This window comes from Marinimicrobium locisalis, from assembly GCF_039822625.1.
Classification (GTDB): domain Bacteria; phylum Pseudomonadota; class Gammaproteobacteria; order Pseudomonadales; family Cellvibrionaceae; genus Marinimicrobium; species Marinimicrobium locisalis.
In genome coordinates, this window is sequence record NZ_JBDLLG010000018.1 from 77,984 (window position 1) to 101,010 (window position 23,027).

Below are 23,027 nucleotides of genomic sequence, written 5' to 3' on the forward strand. Positions count from 1 at the left end.
CGCTATAAGTAGCCTGCCAGTCGAGCTGCTAATTAAGATACGGCGACCAGGCCGGCTCGCGTACATCCCCCTCCTCCGAGGGCAAAAAGTAGCGCGTGCCCGCGTCCAACGAGACGACCGCCAAGACGCCTTCATCGTTGCGATGGGTAGCGTACATTAGCATAGCACCATTGGGCGCGATGCTGGGGGATTCGTCCAGGCGGGTCTCGGTCAAAATGCGCAAAGTGCCCGTTTTCAAGTCCTGAGCGGCGATGTGGAACACCCCGTCGCGCTGATGCACCATCACCATCGTCCGGCCGTCTGGGGAGATTTGGCCTCTGGCGTTGTAATCCCCTTCGAAGGTTAAGCGCTCTACCCGCCCGTTGGCAAGGGTTACCTGGTAAATCTGGGGCTTGCCCCCACGGTTGGAGGTAAACACAATGCCCTCGCCGTCCGGCGTCCAGCTCGGCTCGGTGTCAATCGCAAAATGCTGGGTCAGGCGGGTGAACTGGCCGCTCGACAAGTCCAGGGTATAGATTTCCGGGTTGCCGTCCTTCGAGAGCACCAGCGCCAGCTTATCCCCGTCCGGGGACCAGGTAGGCGCGCCGTTGAGCCCCTTGAAGTCTGTTACCTGGCGGCGATCGCCGGTGGCTAGATTCTGAACAAAAATCGCCGGCCTACTGGTTTCAAAGGAAACGTAAGCGACCTGGTTACCGTCTGGAGACCAGTCCGGAGACAGAATCGGGTCGTCGGATTCCAGCAGCATGGTGGGCCGAGCGCCGTCGGCGTCCGCCAGCATCAGGCGAAAGGTATCGTAGATTTCGGCATCGCCTTCCTCGCCCCGCAACGCTTCCACGTACACAATTTTTGTGGAAAACACGCCGGGAATACCCGTCAGCGTCTCATAGACCCGGTCACTGATGGCGTGAGCGATGTCGCGCAACTGACGCGGCCCGCCCTCAACGGTCTGGTCGCTGAGCACCCTCTTTTCGTTCAGCACGTCGAACAAGTCATAGTGCACTCGGTAGCGGCCATCGACCTCTTCGACGCGGCCGCTAAGCAGGTATTCCGTACCCAGGGCCCGCCAGTCGCGGAAAAACACCTCGGCCGGCTTTTTGGGGAAAGAGAGCATGTCTCCCCGCTCCACCGCTGAAAAGAAGCCGCTGCGCTGCAGGTCCGCTTCGACAATTCGGCCGATGTCTTCCTCGAGCGGCTCGCCACTGGTCATCTCCAGCGGGACCACAGCTATTTTGGTGGGATCATCGACCCCCCGGGTAATTTCAATTGTCAGTTGCGCCTGTGCTCCCAGGCTGACAATCAACAGGCAGACTAACGCCAGACAATGTCTCACAGTCTTAAATCCTCTGGTTTGAATTCCAGCCGCAGCTGGCGAAAATGACGTTCAAAAACTTCCGAGGGCATATCCTGCACCTCTTCAAATCGGTCAATGCGTTTGACCGCCTGCTCGGCGGAACGATCAAAGGCGCCGTTGCCACTGCTTTCCACCACGGATACATCCACCACCTGCCCGGTGGGGACCAGCTGTATTTCCAGGACCACCTCCATGCCCGCTCGGGCCGAGGGCGGGCGGCTCCAGTTGTTTTCGATGCGCTCAGCAATCACATTCACGTAGCTTTGCGCCACCTCTTGGGCCTGTTGGGCCTCAAAAAATTCCTCTTCCTCGCTCAAGGCCTGTTCGAGCTGCCGTTGACGTTCGATGCGTTTGCGCTCAGCCTCCAGTTCCTGTTGTCGGCGACGCTCCGCTTCCTGCTGTTCGCGCTTCTTGCGTTCGGCCTCCTTCCGCTCGCGCTCGGCCTTCGCTTCGCGTTCACGCTGCTCTTTTTCCTTTTGCGCCTTGGCTCGGCGAGCTTCTTCTTGTTGCTGGCGGCGACGTTCAGCCTCCTGCCGCTCACGCTCCTGCTGACGCTGGCGCATGTCGATGACTTTCTGCTGCGCCGCCTGTTCGGACTGGCGCTGGCTTTTGGGCGTGAATTCTACAATTTTGGCCTGAATCGCCTGGGGCCGCTTCACTTCGCGGGTTTCCGATTTTGGGCTCCAGTTTGCGAACATCAACCCAAACACCAGCGCGTGGAGCGCCAGGCTGATAACCAACGGGAGTGTATAGGCCTTAACGGTCATAAGTCTGTGATCACTGTGGCGGTTCGGTCACCAGACCGACCGATGGGGCGCCCGCGCTTTGCAGTTCGGTCATCAGCTGCACCACGACGCCGTAGCCGACCTCCTGGTCTCCCCAGACCAGTACGGGCGTTTCGGGTTTCTGGCGAAGCACTTTACTGACGGTACTTTTGATTTCGGACAGGGGACGTTGTTGCTCCGGGTCACCACCCAGGTTGATGTAATAGCTTCCGTCTTTCTTGACGGATACGATCAACGGTTCGGTGTCGTCATCCTCCATGGCCTCGGAGGGGGCTTGGGGCAGCTCGACCTCTACCCCCTGCATCAACAGCGGCGCAGTGATCATGAAAATTACCAACAGTACCAACATCACGTCGATGTAAGGAACGACGTTGATCTCGGCCATGGGTTTCTTTTTGACTTTGCGCCCGAACGGGGACATGTCGTGAACCTCACTCTATCAGGAAGAGACCTGCTTGCTGTGCACCTGACGGTGCAGAATTGCGGAGAATTCCTCGGCAAACGTCTGGTAGTAGCTGAGCATGGATTCCGCGCGGGCGGAATAGCGGTTGTAGGCCAGCACGGCGGGAATGGCGGCAAACAGGCCCATGGCCGTGGCCACCAGTGCCTCGGCAATACCCGGCGCCACGGTGGCGAGGGTGGCCTGCTGAACGTTCGCCAGTCCACGGAAGGAGTTCATGATGCCCCACACGGTGCCGAAGAGCCCGATATAGGGACTGACCGAGGCCACGCTCGCCAAAAACGGGAGGTGCTGCTCCAGCTTTTCCTCTTCCCGGGTCAGTGCCACGCGCATCGCCCGCTGGCTGCCTTCCATCACCGCTTCGGAGCTGGCTCCGCTTTGCTGGCGCAACCGGGTAAATTCCTTAAAGCCGGCCCGGAAAATACTCTCCGCGCCTTCGGCGGTTTTGCCATTGCCCTGGCGGTAGAGATGGTTAAGGTCAATGCCGGACCAAAACTGCCGCTCGAAGCCGTGAAACAGCGCTTTGGCCTTACGCAGATACAGCCCCCGTTGAATAATCATGACCCAGGAGATCACGGAGGCGAGAAACAGGAGCAACATCACGAACTGAACCAACAGGCTCGCTTCGGCGATCAGACTCCAGATGGACATGGTTTCTTGAGGCATAGGATCGTCAGCTCTCGATTGTGGATGCGATTTTTTGTTGCATTTCCGTTGGGATAGCGCGCGGTTTGAAGCTCTGGCCGTCGACGCAGGCAATGCGAATTAGACCGTCACAGAGCTTTTCGTTCCCTCGCCAGACACTTTGATGAAACGTCACGTTTGTGCGGGCCAGTTTGTCGATACGCGCGGTGATGGTCAGTTCATCGTCCAAACGGGCGGACCGGTGGTACTGAATCTCGGCTTTATGCACCACCAACAGCAAGCCATCGTCCAGAATGGCGGGCTTATCATACCCTAACTGGCGCAGAAATTCGGTCCGACACCGCTCCATGAATTTCAAATAGTTGACGTAGTACACAATTCCGCCGGCGTCGGTGTCTTCGATGTAGACCCGTACCGGCATGGAAAACTCGCCGGTGGCCGGATTTTTTGGCTCAGTGGCCACGGTTTTGTCAAATGCCATCGCGCTAAGAGTCCTCCCGCAAGCGTTTGGGCAAGTCCACTCCAAAGTGCAGATAGGCGTTGGCCGTGAGAATGCGACCCCGGGGGGTGCGAGCCATAAACCCCTGCTGAATCAGGTAGGGCTCGATCACATCTTCAATGGTGCCCCGCTCCTCGCTGATGGCCGCCGCCAGACTCTCGACACCCACGGGGCCGCCATCGAAGTTATCCATCAGCGCCAACAGCAGGCGCCGGTCCATGTGATCGAACCCACGCTCGTCCACCTTAAGCATGTTGAGCGCCAAATCGGCCATTTCCGAGGTCACCACGCCGTCACCCCGCATCTCGGCATAGTCCCGCACGCGGCGCAGCAGGCGATTGGCCACCCGTGGCGTGCCCCGCGCCCGCTTGGCCACCTCGACCGCCCCCGTTTCATCCATGCGTACGCCGATCAGCTCGGCCGCCCGGAGCACAATGCGGGTCAGATCCGCCACGGAGTAGAACTCCAGCCGCTGAACGATGCCGAAGCGATCGCGCAGGGGCGAGGTCAGCAGGCCCGCCCGAGTGGTGGCGCCCACTAGGGTGAATGGCGGCAGGTCGAGCTTAATGGAGCGAGCGGCGGGGCCTTCGCCGATCATGATATCGAGCTGAAAATCCTCCATGGCCGGGTAGAGAATCTCTTCCACCACGGGGCTGAGTCGGTGGATTTCATCGATAAACAGCACATCCCCGGGCTCAAGGTTGGTCATCAGCGCGGCGAGGTCGCCGGCCTTCTCCAAGACCGGGCCGGAGGTGCTTTTGAGGGCTACTCCCATTTCGGTGGCGATGATGTTGGCCAGGGTGGTTTTGCCCAGGCCGGGGGGGCCGAATACCAGAGTATGATCCAGTGCCTCGCCCCGTTTCTGGGCGGCGCCGATAAAAATTTCCATCTGCTCGCGCACGGCGGGCTGGCCGATGTAGTCCGTCAGGGCCTTGGGCCGCACGGCGCGGTCAATCACATCTTCCCGCTCGCGCGGTGCCGGGTCGATCAGGCGATCTGTCTCAATCATGGGCGTTACTCAGTAGCTCGCAAACCGGGCCACAGTCTACCAGACCTGAGGGAGGGCTCTAACCTTATCGACGCGCTTGGCTCAGGCGCTCGATTACCCCCTTAACCCTGGCTGAGGGCTTTTATCCCTGGCTGAGGGCTCTCAACGCCAAACGAATTAGCTCCTGGCTGCCGGCGCCGGGGTTCTGGCGGGCGGCGGCGGTGATCATGCGGGTGGCTTCGGTGGGTTTGTATCCCAGGGCGACGAGGGCGCTTTCGGCCTCTTCTTGGTGGTCGTTGCCAGCGGGACCGGGTTCGGGGATTAGGTCGCCGGCCAGGTCTTGCCGGGGCATTTCCCAGCCTTTGAGGCGGTCGCGCAGTTCGATGACGAGTCGTTCGGCGGTTTTTTTGCCGACACCGGGTACTTTGGTGAGGGCGTTGACTTTGTCTTCGCGCACGCAGCGGGCGACGTCGTCGGCTTCCATCCCGGAGAGGATGGCGATGGCCATTTTGGGTCCGACGCCGCTGACTTTGATGAGGGTGCGAAATAGCCGCCGGTCGCGTTCTTCGGCGAAGGCGAATAGTTGATGTGAGGTTTCGCTGACGGCGAGGTGGGTGTGGAGTATGACTTCTTCGCCGCGCTCGGGGAGCCGGTAGAAGGTGGTCATGGGGGCTTGGACTTCGTAACCGACTCCACCCACGTCGATGAGCAGGTGCGGTGGTTGTCTTTCCAGCAGTGTGCCTCTGAGCCGTCCGATCATAGTGTCCGTTACCCCAATTATTTGGTCTATTTCGTGGTTGGACCGGCCCAACGCCTCAAAAAGGCACTATCCGTATCCCCACTTTCTTGTCTACTCTGGCGCTTTACTGAATATAAAACTGTGGTGCATCTGATCGAATCCGGCCCAAGGCGGGGTGCACCCTTCGTGAACCCGCCGTGAACCCATCCAGCTCCAGCTAGTCCGGCCCGATGCCGGGTATAGCCTTCGGGGACCCGCCGTAAATCCATCCCTGGAGGCTTCTCATCGGCATCCATGCCTCAGAGAGTCCCCGAAGGCTATACCCGGCACCGGTCCTCAGTGCCACCGATTTAACTTAAATTCCACCACCTCCGTTGAAAGGAGAGGGGGAGGCGAACGTGGTATTCACGATCTACAGCGTTCGTAGGCTTGGTGGGTGGTAGGGGGGTCCCAGACCGTGGAGCGCGGGATTCGCGATTCGAGCCTACAGGGATGTATTCACGGCGTGTCTGGGACCCCCCTACCACCCACCAAGCCGGACTCTCCGCAACCTCTGTAGTGTATGGAGGTTATACCACCCTGCCCCGCCGAAAGCTTCGTTTGCCGGCCAGCGCGATCAATTGATCCTGGGTATTTGCATGGCAGAGTGCCACCGCCAAAGCATCCGCCGCGTCCTCTTGGGGGGTGCCAGCGAGCCGCAACAACGTTTTGACCATATGCTGCACCTGAGTCTTATCCGCCGCGCCCGTGCCCACCACCGACTGCTTCACCTTGCGGGCCTCGTACTCATAAACCGGCATATCCTGCACCACGGCGGCCGTGATGGCCGCGCCCCGGGCCTGACCCAGCTTAAGGGCCGAGCTGGCGTTCTTCGCCATAAACACCTGCTCAATAGCCACCATATCCGGGCCCTGTTGCTGCACGATCTGAGTGATAGCGTCGAATATCACTTTGAGCCTGGACGGCAGGTCGCCGTCCGGCACGCGGATAACGCCGCTGGTGACGTAGGCCACTTTGCCGCCCAGGCGTTCGATGACGCCGAAGCCGGTTTTGCGCGAGCCGGGGTCGATCCCCAGTATGCGGGTCATGGCCACCTCTGGGGGCGTCGGCCCCCTATGCGTTCAACTCTTCCATCACCGCGTCGGGGATGTCGCCGTTGGTATAAACGTTCTGCACGTCGTCCAGGTCTTCGAGCATGTCGACCAGGGCCAGCAGTTTTTCGGCGCCGTCCTTGTCCAGCTCAATGGTGGTGGACGGCAGCATGATGATTTCGCTGTTGCTGGGTTCGAAGCCCGCTTCGATGAGGGCTTCCTTGACGGCGAAGTATTCTTCAAAGGGGGTCCGCACGTCCAGGGTGCCGTCGCTGTTGGTGACAATATCCTCGGCACCAGCCTCCAGGGCGGTTTCCATGATGTCTTCTTCGGTCACGCCTTCAAAGCTGATCTGGCCCATGCGGGTAAACAGGTAGGCCACGGAGCCGTCGGTGCCGAGGTTGCCGCCGCGTTTGCTAAAGGCGTGGCGCACTTCGGAGACGGTGCGGTTTTTGTTGTCGGTCATGCATTCGACGAGCACGGCGACGCCGTTGTTGCCGTAGCCTTCGTAGGTGGTTTCTTCGTAGTTGTCGCCTTCACCGGCCCCTGCCCCGCGCGCGATGGCCTTGTCGATGGTGTCTTTTTTCATGTTGTTGGCGAGGGCTTTGTCCATCGCCGTGCGCAGGCGGGGGTTGTCTTCGGGCGCGGCCCCGCCTTTGGCGGCGACGGTAAGTTCGCGAATGATTTTGGTGAAGACTTTACCGCGCTTGGCATCTTGGGCGGCTTTGCGGTGTTTGATGTTTGCCCATTTACTATGGCCAGCCATAAATGGTCTCCATTTACCGTTCTGTTATTGGATTGTTTGTCTTTTGCTCTTGAGCTAATGGTGGTGGCATCACGTCCGGTCCGGTGTGGGGTACACCCTTGCCGGACACGCCGTGAATACGTCCCTGTAGGCTCGAGTCGCGAATCCCGCGCTCCACGGTCCGGCAAGGGTGTACCCCACACCGGACCTCTGTACTGGCGTAGCAACTTGCCCCAAGATCTCGCGGTGATGGAGTACCTTACTTCCTGCCACCCTGCGCCTTCGCTAACGGGGCCCCGCGAAGTGGCAACGTTTCTTGCGAAGTGCCGCAGTGAGCCAGGGGTCGGGGTAACGCTTCCGGGACCGTGAGCCGTGGGACTAGCGCTCTCGAGCTTACAGGGACGTACTTGCAGCGTGTCCCGGAAGCGTTACCCCGACCCCTGGCGCTGGTTCACTGCCTTACTGGCAAATAAACCTACTCGCTCGCCGGCTTCTCTTTCTTGCGCAGGCGGATATTCAGCTCTTTCAGCTGGATGTCATCCACCGCGCCCGGAGCGTCAGTCATGACGCAGGCGGCGCTCTGAGTTTTCGGGAAAGCGATCACATCCCGAATGGAGCTGGCGCCGACCATCAGCATAACCAGACGGTCCAGACCAAAGGCCAGGCCGCCGTGGGGTGGTGCACCGTACTTCAGGGCGTCGAGCAAGAAGCCGAACTTCTCGCGCTGCTCCTCTTCACCAATCCCCAGAGCACGGAAAACCGCCTGCTGCATGTTCTGATTATGGATACGGATAGAGCCACCACCCAGCTCGGTACCGTTCAGAACCATATCATAAGCACGGGAGAGCGCCTCGCCCGGGTTCTTTTCCAGCTCTTCCGGGCTGCAGGAAGGCGCGGTGAACGGGTGGTGCAGGCTGTTCAGGGAACCGTCGTCTTCCTCTTCGAACATGGGGAAGTCGACCACCCACAGTGGAGCCCAGTCACGAGTGTACAGGTCCAGGTCTTCGCCCAGCTTGCAGCGCAGCGCGCCCAGGGCTTCGCTCACCACGGTGGCTTTGTCCGCACCGAAGAAGATCAGGTCGCCGTTTTCCGCCTCCACGCGCTCCAGAATGCCTTTGCGGGCCTCCAGGGGCAGGAATTTGACGATGGGCGACTGCAACCCTTCTTCCAGGTCATTTTTGTCGTTGACCTTGATGTAGGCCAGGCCCTTGGCACCGTAGATGCTGACGAATTTGGTGTAATCGTCAATCTGCTTACGAGTGAGTTTCTCATTGCCGCCGGGCACTTTCAGAGCGGTGACGCGGCCTTTGGGGTCTTTGGCCGGGCCGGAGAAGACTTTAAAGTCCACTTCGCCCATCAGGTCCTTCACATCGACCAATTCCAGCGGGATGCGCAGGTCCGGCTTGTCGGAGCCATATTTTTTCATGGCCTCGGCATAGGTCATGCGGGGGAATTCGCCCAGGTCCACGTCCTTCAGTTCGGTGAACAGCTGGCGCACCATGCCTTCGGTGATCGCCATGATCCCGTCCTCATCCATGAAGGAGGTCTCGATATCAATTTGGGTGAATTCCGGCTGGCGATCGGCCCGCAGGTCTTCGTCGCGAAAGCACTTGGCGATCTGGTAGTAACGGTCGAAACCGGAGACCATCAGCAGCTGCTTGAACAACTGAGGGGACTGCGGCAGGGCAAAGAATTTGCTCTCGTGGGTACGCGAAGGTACCAAGTAGTCCCGCGCGCCCTCTGGGGTCGCTCGGGTGAGGATCGGGGTTTCAATGTCCAGAAAGCCCTGCTCGTCCAGGTAGTTGCGGACCACATTGGTCAACTTGGAGCGAAACCGCAGGCTTTTTTGCATTTCCGCCCGGCGCAGGTCCAGGTAACGGAATTTCAGACGCACATCCTCGCCCACGGAGGAGTGGGAATCCAGCGGGAAGGGCGTGGTTTCCGCCTCGTTGAGAATGGTCAGGGCGGTGCCGTAGACTTCGACCTCGCCCGTGGCCATATTGGGGTTAACCGTGGCGGGGTCCCGCGCCCGCACCTTACCGGTGACCTGCAGCACATATTCGCCACGAACACGATCGGCCAGATCGAAGTGTTCACCGGTATCCGGGTCGAATACCACCTGAACAATACCCTCCCGGTCCCGCAGGTCGATAAAAATTACACCACCGTGGTCCCGGCGGCGATCAACCCACCCGCTGAGGGTTACTTCCCGATCGATGTCTTTGGCTGTCAGTGTGCCACAGTAATCACTGCGCATAAGGCGTTCCCGTTATTGTTGCGATCTCAATTCAAGGTTACCGACCGGCCGTCAGCCGGTCGCCGAGCTGGAGGATGACGACGTGGCGGCTTTACTCTCGCCGCTGGCGGCGGAGGCCTTTTTGTCACCCGCAATGTTTTTCTGATTGGACTTTTTGAAGTCCGTCTCGTACCAGCCACCGCCTTTCAGGCGGAAACCGGCGGCCGAGATTTTCTTTTTCAGGCTAGCCTGGCCACAGGCCGGGCAGTCCACCAGGGGCTCGTCGCTGAGCTTCTGAAGCGCTTCCATTTGATGCGCACAGGATTGGCACTGATATTCATAGATGGGCATTGTGATGTTCCTCAATCAAACGCTCGTGCGAGCGATCAACGTCTTTGGCGACGCCGGCAATGCCGCACAGGGCCAAAAAACGCGCGATTATAACCCAATGGGGCGCCAGCGAGAACCGGGTTGGCCGTTTTCCGCGGGGAAGCGGAGGCTTTCCCTATTTAGGGGCACGCCGGCGAATTTAAAGGGGCGGGCCTCAAAGATCGACGCCCAGGGTGTTGCCTTCATAGACGACGGGGACAAAGCTCAGCGGTCCGACACAGCCCTCGGGGCCGTTGAGAGCCTGCCCGGAACGCAGGTCAAACTCAATGCCGTGGGCCGGACAGCGCAGGCGGTCACCGGCCACGCTGGCTTTGTGCAGCGGAGCGTCCATATGGGGGCAGCGGTTGGTCAGAAGATAGGTTCGCCCGTCCTCCTGGAGCAAAAGCAGCTCACGACCGGCGACCCGGAAGACCCGCCGGTAGCCATCGTGCAGCTTGTGCAAGGTTTCCAGCGCTTGATAGGCCATGGGTGTTCTCCTCAAGCAATTCCGCCCCGTAACGCCGACGTAGGTAGTTTCTAAACAGCCTGCTAGACTAGCACATTGAAACTGACCCGGGGCCGACCAGCACTATTTAGGGCCCTAAATAACGCGAGCCCCTCGAATGCGCACCCAGCCTTACCTGGACACTCTGAAAACCCTTTCCAACCGGCTGGTCAACCTTCAAAAACCCATCCGTATTCTCGACGCCATTAAGTGGACTCCGGAGATCGAGCAGGCATTCAGAGCCAGCGGTGGCCGCGCCCTGCCCCGTGTCGATGCCGACTACTACCAGAAGCAGCCACTGGGCTTTGACCCCGAGCAGCTCGACCGGGAACTGCTAGAGCTGGATAGAGACATTCGGCGCCAGCTGGGCCGGGGAGACGCACTGGGGAAGATTCTGCAGGCCACCGTTGAGCAATACCAACTGGTGGTGCAGCTATTGCGCCACCGGGGCCGCCCGGAGTTCGGAGATTTCAGCCGACAGCTATACGGCTCGGCCAGCGACCATATCCGTGGGGACCGCAAAACCCTTCGCACTCTGGGTGAGCGCCTGTGCGAGGTCTTTTCACTACCGGCGGTGGAGCACCTCAACCGTCCCTATCGCAGTGATATTGACGCCGAAACCGCCGTTACCATGCTACGTCAACGTATGGACCGGTATTTTGGGCGGGGTCAGGTTCGGGTGGCTATCAGCGATGATATTGTGTCCGATGCCGCCGCCGGGGGCGATGGCATCAAAGTGAACCGCCGGGCGCACTTTTCCGAGTTGGATATTCAGGTGCTGGAGGTGCACGAGGGTTGGGTGCATATCGGCACCACTCTCAATGGCCGGGAGCAGCCCTGGGCTACCTGGCTGAGCGTGGGGTCGCCGCGTATTACCGCCATTCAGGAGGGGATGGCGGTGTTGATGGAGACCCTGACGTTCAGCTCCTTCCCTCAGCGCGCCCGGCGCGTGAGCGACCGCGTGGTGGCGGTGGATTTGGCGGAACAGGGGGCCGATTTCTGCGAGGTGTACCGGTACTTTTTGGATAAGGGTATCAGTGAGCATGACAGTTACCGGGTGACTCAGCGGGTGTTTCGCGGCGGACAGGTGGCCGGTGGCCGGGGCTCGGTGTTTACCAAGGATATTTCTTATGTGAGGGGGTTTGTGGAGAATGTGAATTTCATCCGCAGCGCTATTCAGTCGGGGGTACCGGAGATTATTCCGATGTTGTTTGTGGGGAAGGTGACGTTGGATGATCTTCCCGTACTGTACGAACGCTACCTGGAGGGTGTAATCTCCGCTCCCCGGCATGTGCCGCCTATGTTCCGCGACCTGAACGGTCTTTATGTGTGGTTCGGTTTTTCCAGCGGTTTGTCGCTGATGAATATTGCCCGCATACAGCAGCATTTCAGCAAGCTGTTCGACTCTATGCCTTCTACGGCTCCGTTGTACGTCGGCTCTAGCGGCGCTGGGCGGGATGCCGAATTGGATTGATGCTTTTGACTTATGATGCACTACAAGATTGTTCTGACGGGCAGTGGGATTTTGGTGGACCATTACGGCAGTCCAGAACCGGTAATGGGGTTTGTGACGGCTCGCTTGGTGAAGGCGGAGTCGGAGGATTTGGCTGTGGCAACGGTGAAGCGGGATGTGTTGGTTCAGTGGAATCAGAGTTTTAACGCGGATCGTAAGGCGGGGCTGCCAAAGTTGACGATTGAGCAGGTGACTCCGGTCCGTGCGCTGCTGGCCCGCAAGCCGAAGCATGATTTCTATTTTTACATCTCGGAGGAGCAGCGCGAGGAGCACCTCCAGGAGCTAACCCAACCCAAGCGGCGCTGGTTCAAGAAGAAAAAGTAGCTCGTGGCTTCGTTGGATACCGGCTCCAGAAGGGGGATGGCCTCGGTGCCACTCCTAAAGTTTTGTCGACGCGTAGGTCGGGTAAGTGAAACGCCACCCGACAAATCACCCCTCCGGCAAACACCAATCAATCGGCGTCTCCCCCCGACTCGCCAAATACTGATTCGCCTGAGAGAAATGCCCACACCCAATAAACCCCCGATGCGCCGACAGCGGCGATGGGTGCGGCGCGCGCAAGACCAGGTGTTTTTGCCGGTCCACGAAGTGGGCTTTTTTCTGGGCGTAGCTGCCCCAGAGCAGAAACACGACCCCTTCCCTCTCGCGGTTGATGATGTCGATGGCTTTGTCGGTAAACTGCTCCCAGCCCTGGCGTTGGTGGGAGCCGGCTTTGGCTTGTTCGACGGTGAGGGTGGCGTTGAGCAGCAGGACGCCCTGGTCCGCCCAGCTTTGGAGGCTACCGTGGCTGGGGCGGGGGCAGCCGAGGTCCCGCTCGAGTTCTTTGAAGATGTTTTGCAGCGACGGCGGTGCGGGCACGCCGGGCTGGACGGAGAAGCAGAGGCCGTGGGCCTGGTTTGGGCCGTGGTAGGGGTCTTGTCCTAGGATGACGACTTTGACTTGGTCGAGTGGGGTGGAGTTGAAGGCGTTGAAGATGTTCTTCGAGGGCGGAAAGATGGTTTTGCCCTGCTGTTTTTCCTGGAGCAGGAATTGTTTGAGTTTTTGCATGTAGGGCTGTTGGAATTCGGGCTCGAGGTGGCTGAGCCAGCTGGGCTCCAAGTCGATTTTCTTTTGCGCGTCCGCCATAACCTTTCCCAAGTGTGTGCGTTTAGTGCCTCAATTTAGCATTGATTGTCACCCAGGAAAACCTGACGGACCCCGTCATCGAAACATGTGATGTCGAGACCAGAAACCTTGGGGGTAGCATCGCGTTCGGTCCGCTGTCGGGTGCAATTACGGCGGGTGCGCTTCGCTTACCGCGCCCTACGGGTAACTCAGACGTAGAGCGCGGATTAGGCAAGGCTAGATGCAGTACTCTTTCAAGGGTGGGAAGCCGTTGAACTCCACTGCGCTATAAGAGGTGGTGTAGGCGCCGGTGGAGAGCCAGTAGAGGCGATCGCCGATGGCCAGGTTCAGGGGCAGCGGGTATTTGTGGTGCTCGTACATAATGTCCGCACTGTCACAGGTCGGGCCGGCGATGACCGCATCCTCCAGCTCGCCCCGCTTCTCGGTGTAAATCGGGAACTTGATCGACTCATCCATCGTCTCGATCAACCCCGAAAACTTGCCCACATCCGCAAACACCCAGCGATGCAACGCCGTGCGGGACTTGCGGGAAATGAGCACCACCTCACTGACCAGAATACCAGCATCGGCGATCAGCGAACGGCCCGGTTCGATAATGATCTCCGGTAAGTCCTTCCCAAAGTCCTCCTCCAGAAAACGGGTAATCTCCTGAGCGTAGGTCTCCAGATCATTGGTCCGGGTCATGTAATTCGCCGGGAAGCCGCCGCCCATATTGATCATCTTGAGCTCAATGCCATCCTCTTCCTTCAGGCGCTCGAAAATCACCTTCACTTTGCCCAGGGCCGCGTCCCAGCTGCTAATTTCCCGCTGCTGGGAACCGACGTGGAACGAGACACCGTAGGGTATCAGACCCAGGTCGCGCGCCAGGATCAACAAGTCCATGGCCATGTCGATTTCGCAGCCAAATTTGCGAGACAGGGGCCAGTCCGCCGTCAGGGTGCCTTCGGTCAGAATCCGGACATAGATTTTCGCCCCCGGCGCGGCGCGAGCGATGTTGCGCAGGTCCGCTTCCGAGTCGGTGGCAAACATACGCACGCCCTTCTCGTGGAAGTAGCGGATGTCCCGGCTTTTCTTAATGGTATTGCCGTAGCTGATGCGCTCCGGGGTCACGCCACACTGCAACACCTTGTCCAACTCGTAGATGGAGGCGATATCGAAGTTGGCCCCCCGTTCCGCCAGCATCTGGAGGATAGCCGGTGCCGGATTCGCTTTAACCGCGTAGTAAATATTGGCGTAGGGGAAGTTGGCTTCCAGCGCCTGGTAGTGATGCGCGATGGTTTGGGTGTCAATCACCACAAACGGTGTGTCTTTGCTGTCGGCGAATTGCTTCAACCGTGCAAAAGTGGCTTCGTCGTAGTAGTCCCGAAGCTGAATCGGCGAATCGGTCATAACACCCCCTTGGGAGCAAAAATAGGCGTCAACGCGCTCTGTGCTGTCGATCGCGGGCGCGATTCAATACAAGTTTTAAGCACTTGGCAAGCGGTATTTTAGACGCTCTTTCGAAAGAGGGAGGAGACCGTGTCGGGAGGGGGAAACGGGCCCGCGCGCTGGGAAGCACGGGCCCCGGTTACGCGGCCTTTAGCTTTCTTCGCCGGTGATCATTTTGCGCTGTTTCTCCACCAGGGCCGCGAGCGAGTCGCGCACGACCTGGAGGCCTTCGCGCAGGATGTCTTCCTCGATCAGCAGCGAGGGCAGGAACTTCAGCACCTGGTCGTCAGCGCCGGCGGTTTCCATGACCAGGCCGCGGGAAAAGGCTTCCTGAGAGGCTTCGCTCGCCAGGCCGGTGGCCATTTCCAGCCCCCAGACCATACCGACGCCGCGCACCTGGGGTTCGAGCTCTGGGAAATCTTCCGCCATCTTCTTCAGCTCTTCTTCGATGATCTGACCCTTGTACTCGACCACCTTACCCATGTCGTCATTGTCCCAGTAGCCCAGGGCCTGGGTGGAGGCGACAAAGGCCAGATTGTTGCCGCGGAAGGTACCGGTGTGCTCCCCCGGGGACCACTGATCCAGTTCCGGACGCATCAGCAGCAGCGCCATGGGCAAGCCGCCGCCAATGGACTTGGACAGACAGACCATGTCCGGATGGATACCGGCACGCTCAAAGCTGAAGAAGGTACCGGTACGACCGTTACCGACCTGGATATCGTCGATAATCAACAGGATGTCGAACTCGTGACAAAGGGCTTCCAGGCGCTTCAACCACTCAACGCTGGCAACATTGATGCCGCCCTCGCCCTGAACGGTTTCCACGATGATGGCTGCGGGGAGGTCGACACCGCTGCTGCCGTCGGAAAGAAACTTGCGCATGTACTCAATAGAGTCGACGCCTTCGCCCAGGAAGCCGTCAAACGGCATAAAGGCGGTGTTGGCGCGCGAGCCATAAGATTCGTCTTTGTAGAAGTAGTTGCCGGTAACCCCCAGCGCCCCCATGGTCAGACCGTGGTAGCCATTGGTAAAGGCAATGATGTTGGAGCGACGCTTGATCATCCGGGCCAGCTTCAGGGCGGTTTCCACGGCATTGGTACCGGTGGGGCCGGTGAACTGCATTTTGTACTGCAGGCCGCGCGGCGCCAGAATGGTATCCCGGAACTTGGTCATGAAGTCGCGCTTGGCAATGGTGGCCTTGTCCAAACCGTGAACAATGCCCTTGTGCTGTAGGTATTCGATCAACGCTTCGGTGATTTTCGGATTGTTGTGGCCGTAGTTCAGGGTGCCCGCACCGGCAAAGAAGTCGATGAAGCGGTTGCCGTTCTCGTCAAATAGTTCTGAACCTTCGGCTTTGTCAAAAACGACCGGGAAGGAACGCACATAGCCACGAACCTCGGACTCCATCTCTTCGAAAATTCTCATTGAAAATTCCTCGTTGTGATCAAAAGGTGAATGGCTTCATCCGGCGGACCCGCCAGCGGCGCCAATGTCTGGAACGCGCTACCGTCTTGCCGTGCATCCTCACCCGAGGGGTGGCTGGACAGCACCGAATGGACCAAAAACGGCCACATACTATAGAGAAACTTAGAGTTCAAAGCAAGTTGAGCCCGCCCCAGAAATGCTCTGAAAGCCAGCCCTGACGGGGAGTCCGCAAATTTTGCGCAAAAAAAACCCGGCTTTAAAGCCGGGTTTTCCGCGCGTGCCTTGGGGCCGTTTACAGCTTGCCGCTGTTCTCGCCCAAGTACTTGGCAACGCCCTCCGGAGAGGCGTCCATACCCTTGTCGCCCTGCTGCCAACCGGCCGGGCACACTTCGCCGTGATCCTGGTGGAACGCCAGCGCGTCAACCATCCGCAGCATCTCGTCAACGTTACGACCCAGGGGCAGATCGTTAACCACCTGGTGACGCACAACGCCGTCCTCGTCGATCAGGAAGGAACCGCGGAAAGCGACACCGCCTTCAGACTCTACGTCGTAGGCTTTACAGATTTCGTGCTTAACATCCGCCGCCAGGGTGTACTTCACTTGGCCGATACCACCTTCGTCGACCGGAGTGTTGCGCCAGGCGTTGTGAGTGAACTGGGAGTCAATGGACACGCCAATCACTTCTACGTTGCGCTTCTTGAATTCCTCGACGCGATGATCGAAAGCGATCAACTCAGAGGGGCACACGAAGGTGAAGTCCAGCGGGTAGAAGAAGATGACCGCCTTCTTGCCCTTGATAGCGGAGTGCAGGTTGAAGTCTTCAACGATCTCACCGTTGCCCAATACCGCTGCAGCGGTAAAGTCGGGTGCGGATTTGCCTACTAATACGCCCATGTTCAATCTCCTGATTTAGTGGACATTTAAGGGTGAAAAATAGCCCCAACGCTTACTGTCTGGGCCTTCGCTATGCCGCGAAGCAGACAATAAACATTTGGCCAAACAAAGACTTAGCCGCCACCTTGGAGGGTTCCTGGTCACGGCTTCAATGTATTGAGTAACAGGTCGGTATCATACAGCCCGAACGGTTTCGGTTCTATTGAATTTCTAAATCATCCTGACAGCCAGAAACTATATAAAGCCAACCTATCAGCGCCAAAGCAAAGATAGCTATACGAATGTTAATTGTTCTCAGATATTGTTGACATAAATTCTCATTAGCATTACATTGGTTACATCTTGAGCGCTACCGGAGTTTCCCGCATGTACGTTTGCGTGTGCAAGGGCATCACTGACCACCAGATTAAAGACGCCATTTACACTGGCGCCACCACCGTTGGCAAGCTGCGCAAGGCGCTGGGCGTGGCCAGCCAGTGCGGTAAATGCACCTGCCTCACACGTGAACTGATTGACGAGACGCTTCAAAATCGCCAGTACGCCGAAGCGGAGCCGCTCTACTACGCCGTCGCCTGAGAAACACTTGGCGGCACCGCCTAAAGCGCATTGAAAATCAGTTGTATTACTATTCATTTTTCGTTATATATCAAGCACTTAGAAAAAAAGCGCCGCTTGACACCCTCCCCGTCTACGCCCACACTTTAACGTTGTATCGAGGGCACCCCTGCGTGCCCGCTGTTCAATCGCCCACCCATCGATGGAGACGGTTATGAAAGGCGACGCTAAAGTCATTGAAATCCTGAACAAATGCCTCGGAAACGAGCTGGTGGCTATTAACCAGTACTTCCTCCACGCCCGCATGTACAAAGACTGGGGGCTGAAAGAACTAGCCGACCATGAGTACGAAGAGTCCATCGACGAGATGAAACACGCCGATATGTTGATCGAGCGTATTTTGTTCCTGGAAGGGCTCCCCAACCTGCAAGATCTGGGGAAACTGCTCATTGGTGAGAACACCGAGGAGATGCTGGCTTCCGACCTGAAGCTGGAGCTGGCTGGCATCCCGGACCTGCGCGACGGCATTGAGTACTGTGAATCGGTACGGGACTACGGTAGCCGCGACCTCCTAAAGAATATCCTCGAATCCGAAGAGGAGCATGTCGACTGGTTGGAAACCCAGATTTCCCTCATCGACAAGGTCGGCATTCAAAATTACCTACAATCCAAAATGGGCGGCGGCGAAGAGTAACTGCCGCCTTTCGGTCCGCTCCCTTGGGGGCGCGGACCCTTTAAGCCCCGGTTGTTAGGCTTAGTTCAGCAGGCCAAAAACCCCAAGCGAATACGAGCGGTTCTCGCCTCCCCCTTTCAACGCCTCGGGATCAATAACGGAACCGACGGTTAAAGTCGCCTTCTGGAAGCGCGTATCCCCCGTACCGCGATCATATCCAGCGGGCACCGGGCCAGAGAAACCGTACGCCATGACATCCCCTGGCTCGACCCCCACGGTCACCGGAAAGTTTAAGCGCGCCTCTCCGCTTTGCTCAATCTCAATCGGCGGGCTTTGCCACACAATGACGAGCTTGTCGTCCTCCACGGGACGAAGGACGCTCACTGTCACCTCTCCCTTCGCTTCAAAGTAGCCCGCCACGCCCGTCAAAGTACCCGGTCTGGGAATGGGGTGGGCCAAGTCCACAAGGGTCAAGGCTTCATCATTTCGCCGCGAGCGGCTGACCAGTTCGCCGCCGACGTAATCCAACAAATCGGCCTGAAGTAGAAATTCGCGATAGCTATCGATCTGGCCCTGCACAAACTCCCGCACCAAGCCCCGCAGTTCGGCGGATTCCTCCACCCGCGAAGACTTTTCCGTTCTGAGCACATTGATCATTCGTTCGCGCTCCTCAATCTCCTTTTCCAGTTGATCCTCGCGCTCGCGGAGAACGCTAACCTTATCGCTACTGCGTTCGAGCTCGAGTTCCAATTGGGCGTTTTCCTTGCGCAACTGCTGCATGTCGGGTTGATTAGCGCAGGCTGTTAGTATCAGCGGGGCTAGCGCCATGAGTACAAAAGCCATTAGCGGGCGTTGCAAGACCGTCCTGTTCGTCATGGAAATTCCTCGCGTAATGCTGTTTGGGGTAATCAATCACTGACTTGAAAGGAAACCGAACTCAACGTCCGATTATCAGCCACCAAGTCGAGGTGGTAGTGGCCCTCGGCGAAGCCATTCACCGGCCGCTCTATCCGGAAAGAAGCCTCTCCTTCGGAGCCCTGAACAATAACCGGGACTTGAGCGACCTGTACCTCACGAGAGCCGTCATAAAGCATAGCTTGTATGACCGCACTTGTCGTGTCGAAGTTTCGGTAAGTGAAACCCACATGCAACACGCGCCTGGAGGAAATAACACTGGTCTGCTCGGCGGGCAGGCTCTCCAGGGGCTGCGCACTTATACGGGTCCGGTTTATCTCCGGTTGAATTTCCCATTCTTGTTGGTCGCGCCATTGCACTTCCAGTGCAAGCAACTCTGCACTGCCCGGGTTGCGTTCACGGGCTTGCATCAACCGCTCCCCGGCCTCTTCGAGACGACCGGCGGCCAAGTCTTCCTCAATCGCCGCGACCTCCTGGGCCAAGCGCGAAGCTTCTTCCGCTTTTGCTTTGTCGGCGGCGGCCTTTCGACGCCGCCGTTCCCGTTGTTCACGCAGTTTTTCGTGCCGGGCCATCAGGCTCGGATTGTCGGGGTAAGTTTGTAACCCTTCCTCCAGCAATGCCAGTGCGCCGGTATAATCGCCTTGGGCGCCGAGTTCCTCTGCCGTGCGTGTCAGTCCCGCGATGGCCTCCTTTTTCGCCGCCTCGGCTTCAGCTTTCTTTTTTGCCGCTTCAGCTTCTCGCTTCGCGGCGTCAGCCTCTTCTTTAGCCTTGGCAGTCTCGGCCGCCGAAGGCGACTCTGAGGGGGGCTGTCTCGACATCTCCTCCGCTTTCGGCGGGGGCGTCAACGGAATAGGCTCGGCGAGAAGCGGTTCAAAGACGGGGCGCCGCGGGGTCACCTCTGTCGTCGCGACCTCCAAACCTGACCTCTCGTTGGTCGCCTTCTCAGTGTTTTGTTCATCCGACTTGGACCCGGCAAAAGGCAGCGCGGGGTTAACGTTACTCATCACCTTGAGACCGCCCTCCCCACTCTCGACCTGGCCATTCGGCAGTTTGTCGTCCGCCGAAACCATCGCTGGCACATTCTCGGCCACACGGGCCACCCATGGCATAACGTGCGACTGCCAAGCCGCTCTGAGGGGCTCCTGCCATTGGTACAGAGCCCCGAGCCCTATGGTGGAGAGCAGAATTACGCTCCACAACCCTGCGCGTCGCCGCCCTTCCCGCGAGCTATCCGAAGCGGCCTGGGGCGGTGGGCGTGAAGGCCGATCCTCGCCGTTAACGGACAACTGCTCCATCTGCCGAATGTCGGCCTCTCTTAAGTCCCCCTCGTGTTGCGCAATGACCGCTTGGGGTTGGTGTAGCGTGGGCGAGTCCCCCCTGCTGGAGGGCCTGCCGCCGAGCTCTTCATAAAGGGCGCGCTCCCCCTCCTGCTCCATCGCCACCAGCATTTCGGGCGTCAGCTGATCCAACGCCTCGATAAATTTCTCACCGCTCTGATAGCGCTCATCCGGACTCTTAGCCAAAATACGGTCAATAATGGGCTGGAAGGCCACCAAGTGGCGGGGAACCCGTGGAATTTCTTCGGAAACGTGTTTAACCCCAATTGAGACGGCCGAATCCGAGTCGTAAGGCAGGCGCCCACAGAGCAACAGGAATAACACCACGCCCAAGCTGTACAAGTCCGAGCGAGTATCCACTGGTGCGCCGCGCGCGTGCTCGGGGCTCATGTAGTGGGGAGTGCCGACGGTGGTGCCGGTCTGGGTCATGGAAGAGGTTTGGTCGATGACACGCGCGATACCGAAATCCATCAGCACTGCCCGGCCGTCATCATTGTGCAACATGATGTTGTCGGGTTTGACGTCACGGTGAACACAGCCATTGCTGCCCGCGTAATCAAGCGCGCGCGCCACTTCTTTAACGGCCCTTACAGACTCGGGCAAGCTCATTTCGAAGCGCCGGTGTTTTAAATCACGTCCGGACACGTATTCCATGGCCAGGTAGTGATAGTCTTCGTGCACGCCCATGTCGGAAACCGTGACAATATTCGGGTGCACAAGGCGACTGACGATGCGCGCTTCGCTCATGAAGCGCTCGCCAAAGGTGGGGTCTTTGGACAAGTGTGGGTCAAGGACTTTGAGCGCGACTTCCCGCTCAACACTTTCTTGGATGGCAAGGTACACTCGGGCCATCCCGCCTTCGCCCAAGGTGTCGATAATCTTATAGCCGGGTATCTGCATGCGATGCCAAAGTGTTTGGACTAAGTTCGTTCATCCCTAGACTAACGGTCCGGGCATAAAGCTCCAGGCGCTAAGGGGGCCGAAAACTCAAAGCCTACCGCAAACCGTCATCGCTCTTCGAGCATTTTTACCAGATTGCGAAAAGTTTCACGGTTTTCGCGGTTCAACCCCATAAGAATCTTGTGGGCTTCGAGCACTTTCTCCTTGACCTGCTGCTCTTCGGGGGCTTCCGCTTCCAGAGGCTGGGCCGGCGTAACGGGCGCTTCCAAGTCGTTCACAATGTTGAAAATTTCCTGGAACCCCATGGTGTAGAGCAGCCGATTAATACTGTCATTGTTGGAATAGACGACCGGAGTAATATTTCTTTCATCCTTCCCCTGCAGGGCTATCTTGGCCATCAACCCAAGCGTGGTGCTATCAATGGCTTCCGCTTCGGACAAGTCGAACATTACTTCGCAAAAATCATTCTGACTAAACATTGTGTCAATAAATTGATCGAATGAAATACACAGTGTAAGGCGTACGTCACCGACCATTTTGATGACATAAACTCCTCCGTGATCGGCTACCAGAATCTGACCGGGTCGCATGTGGCATTACCTCTTGATAATCGTCAGAATCGCGATGTCATCGGGTGTTTCGCTCACACCTTCCACCCCTAGGGCGGAGCACACCGACGCCATACTCGATCCGTTGTCGCCCACCAGCGACAACAATTGCGCTTCCTTGTCTTTCAACGCTTTCGGGGGAAGCACCTCCAGCACCCCGTCCGAAAAGCACACCAGAGAAAACGTCTCAGGCAACGAGCAGCGGTAAATGCGCCACTCGGGCTGAGCAAATATTCCCACGGGTTTTCCCGTCCCCTCCAGAAACTCCGCGCCTTCCGGCGTCACCAGAATAGGCATTGGCAAATGCCCAGCGACCACATAGCGCATTTGCCGGGTATGCGTATCTATTACTCCGACAAAGAAAGTTAAGTGGTGGTTCAGACGAGTTTCGTTCAGTTCTCGGTTGATCTGCTCAAGCATCTGTCCCGCGCCTTCTTCAAAGGACTGGGCGTCGCAAAAAAGCCCCTCTTCTCTCACCATACGGCTGACCAAATGTTTGAGCCAGATGGTCACAAACGCCGAGGACGCGCCATGCCCCGAAACGTCCGCCAGATAGAAAGCCACATAGCGTCGAGTAAGGTAGGCGTAATCCACGAAGTCGCCGCTGAGATAAAGGGAAGGCGCAATGTGGTGCGATACGTGGTACCCCTCGGGGGTGACCATGGGCTCAGGCAACAAGCGCTGTTGCACGCGCCGACCGGCTTGCTGGTCCCGCTCCAATACGCGGAGGTTTTCGCGCAGCCCCCGGTTGGCAAATTCGAGTTTATCGCGATAGCGCTGGTTTTGTACCAATAAGTCGCATCTTTCCAGGGCCCGGCGCACCGAGTGCACCAGCATTTCCATATCGACGATGGGCTTGATCAGGTAATCGCTGGCGCCGAGCCTGAGGGCCGACACCACATCCCCCATAACACCGGCGCCAGAGACCACAATCACCGGCAAGTCGGGGGATTCTTCATGAATGGTTTTGAGCACCTGGAGCCCGTCGAGACCGGGCATTCTTAGGTCAGTGATCACCAGCTCCGGCGCGCTTTCACGAAACGCCGCCAGCCCCGAGGGGCCATCTGTGGCTTCCAGCACCTCGAAACCGCTATCTTCGAGGTAGGCCACTATGCTCTGGCGAACCGGCGCATCGTCGTCGATGATCAGCAGTTTTCTGCTCGCGTCGGTCATCTTTGGATCGGTCCGGGTACCGGGAAAGTCGTGGGTTGCATAAGGCGCAATACACTACTCCCTTCTC

24 protein-coding genes are annotated in these 23,027 nt (G+C 58.3%); 4 read left to right on the top strand and 20 right to left on the bottom strand.

What is annotated here, in order from left to right; all coding sequences use genetic code 11:
- Nucleotides 1-28: 28 nt before the first annotated feature.
- The 12 genes from tolB to AAE514_RS12575 all read right to left on the bottom strand — a co-directional run bounded on the left by tolB (nucleotide 29) and on the right by AAE514_RS12575 (nucleotide 10,395).
- Nucleotides 29-1,330 carry a Tol-Pal system beta propeller repeat protein TolB gene (tolB, locus tag AAE514_RS12520; RefSeq protein ID WP_347331884.1) on the bottom strand — a complete coding sequence of 434 codons (1,302 nt, stop codon included), beginning with the start codon at nucleotides 1,328-1,330 and terminating at the stop codon, nucleotides 29-31.
- Complete coding sequence (locus AAE514_RS12525) at nucleotides 1,327-2,118, bottom strand: TonB family protein (protein ID WP_347331885.1); 792 nt, start codon at nucleotides 2,116-2,118, stop codon at nucleotides 1,327-1,329. Before AAE514_RS12525 ends, tolB begins: the two co-directional genes overlap by 4 nt.
- Nucleotides 2,119-2,128: 10 nt before the next feature.
- Nucleotides 2,129-2,557, bottom strand: a complete 429-nt coding sequence (tolR, locus tag AAE514_RS12530; protein WP_347331886.1) for a protein TolR — start codon at nucleotides 2,555-2,557, stop codon at nucleotides 2,129-2,131.
- An 18-nt stretch (nucleotides 2,558-2,575) separates the two neighbouring features.
- A complete protein-coding gene (gene tolQ / locus AAE514_RS12535; protein ID WP_347331887.1) occupies nucleotides 2,576-3,262 on the bottom strand; it encodes a protein TolQ in 687 nt (228 codons plus the stop codon).
- 7 nt (nucleotides 3,263-3,269) lie between these two features.
- The gene (ybgC, locus tag AAE514_RS12540; protein WP_347331888.1) at nucleotides 3,270-3,722 is read right to left on the bottom strand and encodes a tol-pal system-associated acyl-CoA thioesterase; all 453 of its coding nucleotides are present in this window, start codon (nucleotides 3,720-3,722) and stop codon (nucleotides 3,270-3,272) included.
- 4 nt (nucleotides 3,723-3,726) lie between these two features.
- A complete protein-coding gene (gene ruvB / locus AAE514_RS12545) occupies nucleotides 3,727-4,749 on the bottom strand; it encodes a Holliday junction branch migration DNA helicase RuvB (protein ID WP_347331889.1) in 1,023 nt (340 codons plus the stop codon).
- Nucleotides 4,750-4,870: 121 nt separating this feature from the next.
- Nucleotides 4,871-5,488 (bottom strand): Holliday junction branch migration protein RuvA, encoded by a 618-nt coding sequence (gene ruvA / locus AAE514_RS12550; RefSeq protein WP_347331890.1) that lies wholly within the window; start codon nucleotides 5,486-5,488, stop codon nucleotides 4,871-4,873.
- A gap of 548 nt (nucleotides 5,489-6,036) precedes the next feature.
- Nucleotides 6,037-6,555, bottom strand: coding sequence for a crossover junction endodeoxyribonuclease RuvC (ruvC, locus tag AAE514_RS12555; protein ID WP_347331891.1), 519 nt, complete (start codon nucleotides 6,553-6,555; stop codon nucleotides 6,037-6,039).
- A gap of 25 nt (nucleotides 6,556-6,580) precedes the next feature.
- On the bottom strand, nucleotides 6,581-7,324 hold the full coding sequence (locus AAE514_RS12560) for a YebC/PmpR family DNA-binding transcriptional regulator (RefSeq protein WP_347331892.1): 744 nt from the start codon (nucleotides 7,322-7,324) through the stop codon (nucleotides 6,581-6,583).
- A 454-nt stretch (nucleotides 7,325-7,778) separates the two neighbouring features.
- Nucleotides 7,779-9,560: an aspartate--tRNA ligase gene (gene aspS / locus AAE514_RS12565; protein WP_347331893.1), complete on the bottom strand. Its 1,782-nt coding sequence runs from the start codon at nucleotides 9,558-9,560 to the stop codon at nucleotides 7,779-7,781.
- Between the two features lie 51 nt (nucleotides 9,561-9,611).
- Complete coding sequence (locus tag AAE514_RS12570; protein WP_347331894.1) at nucleotides 9,612-9,890, bottom strand: FmdB family zinc ribbon protein; 279 nt, start codon at nucleotides 9,888-9,890, stop codon at nucleotides 9,612-9,614.
- A gap of 193 nt (nucleotides 9,891-10,083) precedes the next feature.
- Nucleotides 10,084-10,395, bottom strand: a complete 312-nt coding sequence (locus AAE514_RS12575) for a Rieske (2Fe-2S) protein (protein WP_347331895.1) — start codon at nucleotides 10,393-10,395, stop codon at nucleotides 10,084-10,086.
- 136 nt (nucleotides 10,396-10,531) lie between these two features.
- On the opposite strand from AAE514_RS12575, the gene AAE514_RS12580 reads away from it, so the two are divergent.
- Nucleotides 10,532-11,887, top strand: a complete 1,356-nt coding sequence (locus AAE514_RS12580) for a flavohemoglobin expression-modulating QEGLA motif protein (RefSeq protein WP_347331896.1) — start codon at nucleotides 10,532-10,534, stop codon at nucleotides 11,885-11,887.
- A gap of 12 nt (nucleotides 11,888-11,899) precedes the next feature.
- Nucleotides 11,900-12,250, top strand: coding sequence for a hypothetical protein (locus tag AAE514_RS12585; RefSeq protein WP_347331897.1), 351 nt, complete (start codon nucleotides 11,900-11,902; stop codon nucleotides 12,248-12,250).
- 105 nt (nucleotides 12,251-12,355) lie between these two features.
- Here AAE514_RS12585 and ung read toward each other — a convergent pair whose 3' ends face one another.
- From ung to AAE514_RS12605, 4 genes are all read right to left on the bottom strand, one after another.
- Nucleotides 12,356-13,051 carry a uracil-DNA glycosylase gene (gene ung / locus AAE514_RS12590; protein ID WP_347331898.1) on the bottom strand — a complete coding sequence of 232 codons (696 nt, stop codon included), beginning with the start codon at nucleotides 13,049-13,051 and terminating at the stop codon, nucleotides 12,356-12,358.
- A 216-nt stretch (nucleotides 13,052-13,267) separates the two neighbouring features.
- Nucleotides 13,268-14,440: a type III PLP-dependent enzyme gene (locus tag AAE514_RS12595; RefSeq protein ID WP_347331899.1), complete on the bottom strand. Its 1,173-nt coding sequence runs from the start codon at nucleotides 14,438-14,440 to the stop codon at nucleotides 13,268-13,270.
- 189 nt (nucleotides 14,441-14,629) lie between these two features.
- Entirely contained in the window at nucleotides 14,630-15,904 is a 1,275-nt protein-coding gene (gene ectB / locus AAE514_RS12600) for a diaminobutyrate--2-oxoglutarate transaminase (protein ID WP_347331900.1), read from the bottom strand.
- Between the two features lie 292 nt (nucleotides 15,905-16,196).
- On the bottom strand, nucleotides 16,197-16,799 hold the full coding sequence (locus tag AAE514_RS12605; RefSeq protein WP_347331901.1) for a peroxiredoxin: 603 nt from the start codon (nucleotides 16,797-16,799) through the stop codon (nucleotides 16,197-16,199).
- Nucleotides 16,800-17,165: 366 nt separating this feature from the next.
- Here AAE514_RS12605 and AAE514_RS12610 point away from each other — a divergent pair, with 366 nt between their 5' ends.
- Nucleotides 17,166-17,375: a bacterioferritin-associated ferredoxin gene (locus AAE514_RS12610; RefSeq protein ID WP_347331902.1), complete on the top strand. Its 210-nt coding sequence runs from the start codon at nucleotides 17,166-17,168 to the stop codon at nucleotides 17,373-17,375.
- Between the two features lie 193 nt (nucleotides 17,376-17,568).
- Nucleotides 17,569-18,048, top strand: coding sequence for a bacterioferritin (bfr, locus tag AAE514_RS12615; RefSeq protein WP_347331903.1), 480 nt, complete (start codon nucleotides 17,569-17,571; stop codon nucleotides 18,046-18,048).
- A 60-nt stretch (nucleotides 18,049-18,108) separates the two neighbouring features.
- On the opposite strand, the gene AAE514_RS12620 is transcribed toward bfr, so the two are convergent.
- The 4 genes from AAE514_RS12620 to AAE514_RS12635 form a co-directional block, all read right to left on the bottom strand.
- Nucleotides 18,109-18,903: a coiled-coil domain-containing protein gene (locus AAE514_RS12620; protein ID WP_347331904.1), complete on the bottom strand. Its 795-nt coding sequence runs from the start codon at nucleotides 18,901-18,903 to the stop codon at nucleotides 18,109-18,111.
- A 32-nt stretch (nucleotides 18,904-18,935) separates the two neighbouring features.
- The gene (locus AAE514_RS12625) at nucleotides 18,936-21,179 is read right to left on the bottom strand and encodes a protein kinase domain-containing protein (RefSeq protein ID WP_347331905.1); all 2,244 of its coding nucleotides are present in this window, start codon (nucleotides 21,177-21,179) and stop codon (nucleotides 18,936-18,938) included.
- 107 nt (nucleotides 21,180-21,286) lie between these two features.
- Entirely contained in the window at nucleotides 21,287-21,769 is a 483-nt protein-coding gene (locus AAE514_RS12630; RefSeq protein ID WP_347331906.1) for an STAS domain-containing protein, read from the bottom strand.
- Nucleotides 21,770-21,775: 6 nt separating this feature from the next.
- Nucleotides 21,776-22,960: a SpoIIE family protein phosphatase gene (locus AAE514_RS12635; RefSeq protein ID WP_347331907.1), complete on the bottom strand. Its 1,185-nt coding sequence runs from the start codon at nucleotides 22,958-22,960 to the stop codon at nucleotides 21,776-21,778.
- Between the last annotated feature and the right edge of the window lie 67 nt (nucleotides 22,961-23,027).